Below are 4,794 nucleotides of genomic sequence, written 5' to 3' on the forward strand. Positions count from 1 at the left end.
GCACTTCGTGGTCTACCCCGCCAAGCACGCAAAAAGACCGGCAGTAGAAGCCTTTCTATCGTGGGTGCACGGCGAAGCTGCGCGGACCGAAACGGTGGAGCGCTGAGCCGCATTCTGTCAAAGGAGGTATTTGGCCGCGTGCCCCGACGCGAAGAAATGCCGACTTTGAGGCTAGGACTGCCCGTGTCGGAAGCTGCCGCTTCCGCAGGGCCCCAAAGACAACTGCAAATGGCACCTACGCGACGTTGAGCACCTGACGACTGGGTAGGGCGATCTGAATGGCCGGAGAGTGACGGGTTGCAGCCATCCGTGTCCACTAGGCAGAAGGACTGCAAACGCTGCAGTGCCGCGGCTCCACGCAGCCAGGAGCAGTCGCCGGCCGACGATCGCCTTCAGGCCTTGCTGCCCGAACGAAACGCCCCTGGTCCCTATTTTGGCGGGCGAATCATCATTAGTTGGGATGCAACGAGGTGCGTAGCCGTAGTAATGTTCGAACTTCGATCGCTAGCAGCGGCGGCCTGGCGAACCGCATTGGCATCGTTGCGCAGCTGAGGATCATCAGCTCATGCAGTTCGAGGAGCGTCTAAAGGCAGCAAAGGAGGCGCTCCGACGCGAGTGCGCACTGGCCGAGGCGCCGTAGGATACCGAGGCGCGCGAACTCCGACGTGCAGGCACCGAACGCAGCAAGATCCGAGGGCAGGTCAGAAGGCGCTCTCGGAGAACTCGGGTCCTGGAAGCCATTGGGCCCTCTTCGGGCCACCGCCACCGTCATATCGCCGGCATGTGTCCGGCCAGCTCCACGATCTGCTCGCGCACCCAGCGCACGCCCGGGTCGTCGTCGCGAAAGCGGTGCCACTGCAGCACCTCGGTCAGGCGCGGCGTGGGCAGGGGCGGCTCCAGCAGGCGCAGCGGCATGGCTTGCACGAACTGCTTGGCCAGGCGCGTCTGCACCGTGGCAATTCGCCCGGTGCCCACGACAAAGCGCGGCATCAGCAAGAAGCCGTGCGCCACCACCTCGATGCGGCGCGTGTTGCCGTGCTGGTTGGCGTACCACTGCTCGAACCAGGGGCTGTCACCCATGTCGGCTTGGTAGACCACGTGGCCCATCGAGCGGTATTGCGCGAGGCTGATGCCTTGCTGCAACTGCTTGTTCTGCTGGCAGGCGATGACGTGGTAGGTGTCCTCGAACAGCACCGCTTGCGGGTGCTCAGGCAGTGTCAGGTGCGCGGGCGTGACCAGGAGATCCACGCGGCCCTGGTCCAGATCCTGCCCCATGCCGCTGTGGGTGGGCCGCACGTCGAAGCTCAGCTGCGGCGCCATGGTTGCGATGCGGCGCAGCACCTCGGCCAGCAGCACTTGCGTCACGTAGTCGGACGCGATCACCCGGAAATGGCGCTGCGCGGTGGCCGGCTCGAACTCGGGCTTCACGCCCAGCGTGGCGTCCACCTGCAGGATGATGTTGCGCACCGGTTCGATCAGGCTTTCGGCGCGCGGCGTGAGCTGCATGCTGCGGCCCATCGGCACCAGCAGCGAGTCTTCGAAGTAGTCGCGCAAGCGCGAGAGCACGCCGCTCATGGCTGACTGGGTCATGTGCATGCGTTCGGCGGCGCGGGTCACGTTGCGCTCGGCCAGCAGGGCGTCGAGCGCGATCAGCAGGTTCAGGTCGATGCGCTGGTAACGCATGCTTTGTCTCCGTCAATGGCCGGTCGATATTAGGGCAGGCCTTGGTATCGCGCCGCGCGATGGCTGGCATCGGCAGATTCCGTTGGTGCGCAGGCCGCCCCGCACCTAAGCTGCGCGCTCTTTTCACGATGAGCATGGTCACGAGCAACAAGAACCCCCTGTGCGGCTGGCAGGTCGACCGCGCCGCGATCCGCCACGTGGGCCAGGGCCTGCAGCGCCCCGAATGCGTGCTGGCCGAGCGCGACGGCACCCTTTGGGCGGCCGATGCCCGCGGCGGCGCAATGCGCATTGCCGCGGACGGCAGCCAGCAACTGATCGCGCCCATCGGGGCCGCCCAGCCGGACGCGGCCGCCGACTTCGACACTCGCTATGTGCAAAGCCATGGCTCGCTGCCCAACGGCATGGCCTTCATGCCCAACGGCGAGATTGTGGTGGCCAACTGGGGCAGCGACTCGGTCGAGATCATGGGTCGAGACGGCCGCGTGCGCCGCCTGTTCGACCGCATCGACGGCCAGCCGCTGGGCAAGGCCAACTTCGTGCTGCGCGACCGGCGCGGCCGCGTCTGGCTCACCGTCACCACGCGCATGAACCCATGGACGGAGTCGATCAACGCGCGTGCCAGCGACGGCTACATCGCCGTCATCGACGAGCACGGCCCGCGCATCGTCGCCGAGGGTTTCGAGGGCACCAACGAAGTGCGCCTGGACGCGGCCGAGGAGTGGCTCTACGTGGTGGAAAGCAACGCCCGGCGCATCTCCCGGCTGAGGGTGCGGGGCGACGGTTCGCTGGGCGAGCGCGAGGTGTACGGCCCGAGCCGGCTGCCCGGCTTCCCCGACGGCTTTGCCTTCGACGCCTACGGCAACCTGTGGGTCACGCTGGTGATGACCGACCGGCTGGTGGCCATCACGCCCGAGGGCGAGCTGCTCACGCTGCTGGACGACGGCAACCCCGAAGCGACGCGCGCACTCGACGCGCACTACGAGGCGCGCACCCTCACGCCCGAGATCATGGGCGCGGCCTGCGGCACGCTGGCCCCCTGGATGGCCAGCCTGACATTCGGCGGCCCCGATTTGCGGACGGTCTACCTGGGCAGCCTGCGCGGCAGCACCTTGCCCAGCTTCCGCTCGCCCGTGGCAGGCCTGCCTCCCATTCACTGGAACGAAAGCTTCCCCGCATGAAACTCGCCACCCTGAAGAACGGCCGCAAGGACGGCCGCCTGGTCGTCGTCTCCACCGACCTGCGCCTGGCGGTCGACGCCACCCACATCGCGCCCACACTGCTCGACGCGGTCGAGCGCTGGAGCGACGCCGCGCCGCAGCTTGCCGCGCTGTATGAGTTGCTCAACGCCGGCGCCGCGCCGGGCGCCTTTGCCTTCGACCCCGCGCAGGCCGCTGCGCCGCTGCCGCGCGCGCCGCAGTGGTGCGACGGCTCGGCCTTCCTGAACCATGGCCGGCTGATGGAGAAAGCCTTCGACACCGCGCCCATTCCAGACATCGAGACCGTGCCGCTCATGTACCAGGGCGGCTCGGACGACCTGCTGGGCCCTCACGACGACCTGCCGCTGCCCGACGAGGCGCACGGCATCGACTTCGAGGGCGAGTTCGGCGTGATCGTGGGCGAGGTGCCCATGGGGTGCCCCGCGCCGCTGGCGCGCAGCCGCATCCTGCTGCTGGTGCAGATCAACGACGTGAGCCTGCGCGCCTTCGGCCCGCGCGAGATGCGCACCGGCTTCGGCTTCTTCCAGGCCAAGCCGTCCTCCAGCTTCGCGCCCGTGGCCGTCACGCCCGACGAGATCGGCGAGGCCTGGCATGACGCACGGGTGCAGCTGGACCTGAACGTGGACTACAACGGTCAGCGCTTCGGCCACCCCAACGGCGGCGAGATGAACTTCGGCTTCGACCAGCTCATTGCACATGCGGCGAAGACGCGCAAGCTCTCGGCCGGCACCATCGTCGGCTCGGGCACCGTGTCCAACGCGGGCGGCGCGCGCGGCTCGGCCTGCATTGCCGAGCGCCGCGCCATCGAGCAGATCGCCGATGGTGCAAGCACCACGCCCTTCATGCGCTTTGGCGACCGCGTGCGCATGGAAGCGCGCTGGCAAGACCGGCCGGTGTTCGGCGTCATCGAGCAGCGCGTGGTGCAGGCCGCCGCGCCGCAGGCCTGAAGCAAGGAAGAAGGAGCAAGACACCATGCCCCGCTTCGTCGACCTGTCGATCTACCTGGAAAACGACGTGCTGTCGGATCCGCCGCCGCTGGCGCCGAAGATCACCTACCACAAGCACGGCGACACGCTGCAGGAATTCATGCAGCTCATTCCCGGCACCAAGGCCGAGGACTATCCCGACGGCGAGGCCGCGGCCGCCGAGTGGGTGAGCCTGTCCACCCACAACGGCACCCACCTGGACGCGCCGTACCACTTCCATTCCACGCAGGACGCCAAGCTCGGCGGCGGCAGCCGCCCGTCCATCACCATCGACCAGGTGCCGCTGGACTGGTGCTTTCGCCCAGGCGTGAAGCTGGACTTTCGCCATTTCCCCGACGGCTACGTGGCCACCGCGGCCGACGTCGAGGCCGAGCTGGCGCGCATCGGCCACGTGCTGCAGCCCATGGACATCGTGGTGGTGAACACCCGCGCGGGCTCGCGCTACGGCCACAGCGACTTCGTCTCGGCCGGCTGCGGCATGGGCTACGAGGCCACCATGTACCTGCTGGAGCGCGGCGTTCGCCTGACCGGCACCGACGCCTGGAGCTGGGATGCCCCCTTTTCCTACACCGCGCAGCGCATCGCCGAGACGGGCGATGCCTCGCTGATCTGGGAAGGGCACAAGGCCGGCCGCGACATTGGCTACTGCCACCTGGAGAAGCTGCACAACCTGGAGTCGCTGCCGGGCGACGGCTTCACCATCTGCTGCTTCCCGCACAAGATCCGCGGCGCATCGGCCGGCTGGACGCGCGCCGTGGCCATCTTCAAGGACTGAGCATGCGCGTGCTGGTGACGGGCGCCGGAGGCTTCATTGGCGCGACCTTGCTGCGGCTGCTGCATGCGCGCGGGCGGATCGGCGAGCGGCCGATCGAGTTGCTCGCCGCCGCCGACCAGCGGCTGCCCGCGCT

General features: G+C 68.2%; 4 protein-coding genes. 3 read left to right on the forward strand and 1 reads right to left on the reverse strand.

Translation table 11 applies throughout. The features are described 5' to 3' along the window. Positions 1 to 768: 768 nt before the first annotated feature. Positions 769 to 1,683, reverse strand: a complete 915-nt coding sequence (locus VSO01S_RS25955; RefSeq protein ID WP_068645643.1) for a LysR family transcriptional regulator — start codon at positions 1,681 to 1,683, stop codon at positions 769 to 771. Between the two features lie 128 nt (positions 1,684 to 1,811). On the opposite strand from VSO01S_RS25955, the gene VSO01S_RS25960 reads away from it, so the two are divergent. The 3 genes from VSO01S_RS25960 to VSO01S_RS25970 are packed head-to-tail and all read left to right on the forward strand — an operon-like array spanning position 1,812 to position 4,661. Beyond that, a complete protein-coding gene (locus tag VSO01S_RS25960) occupies positions 1,812 to 2,861 on the forward strand; it encodes an SMP-30/gluconolactonase/LRE family protein (RefSeq protein WP_245684337.1) in 1,050 nt (349 codons plus the stop codon). After that, positions 2,858 to 3,847 (forward strand): fumarylacetoacetate hydrolase family protein, encoded by a 990-nt coding sequence (locus VSO01S_RS25965; RefSeq protein WP_068645645.1) that lies wholly within the window; start codon positions 2,858 to 2,860, stop codon positions 3,845 to 3,847. Before VSO01S_RS25960 ends, VSO01S_RS25965 begins: the two co-directional genes overlap by 4 nt. 25 nt (positions 3,848 to 3,872) lie before the next feature. Then, complete coding sequence (locus tag VSO01S_RS25970) at positions 3,873 to 4,661, forward strand: cyclase family protein (protein ID WP_068645646.1); 789 nt, start codon at positions 3,873 to 3,875, stop codon at positions 4,659 to 4,661. Positions 4,662 to 4,794: the final 133 nt, after the last annotated feature.

Source organism: Variovorax soli NBRC 106424 (assembly GCF_001591385.1).
Lineage (GTDB): Bacteria > Pseudomonadota > Gammaproteobacteria > Burkholderiales > Burkholderiaceae_C > Variovorax > Variovorax soli.

Excerpts from the sequence above, each read along its gene's own strand:
- VSO01S_RS25955 (WP_068645643.1), bottom strand. The coding sequence starts at position 1,683 with ATGCGTTACCAGCGCATCGACCTGAACCTGCTGATCGCGCTCGACGCC.
- VSO01S_RS25960 (WP_245684337.1), top strand. The coding sequence starts at position 1,812 with ATGAGCATGGTCACGAGCAACAAGAACCCCCTGTGCGGCTGGCAGGTC.
- VSO01S_RS25965 (WP_068645645.1), top strand. The coding sequence starts at position 2,858 with ATGAAACTCGCCACCCTGAAGAACGGCCGCAAGGACGGCCGCCTGGTC.
- VSO01S_RS25970 (WP_068645646.1), top strand. The coding sequence starts at position 3,873 with ATGCCCCGCTTCGTCGACCTGTCGATCTACCTGGAAAACGACGTGCTG.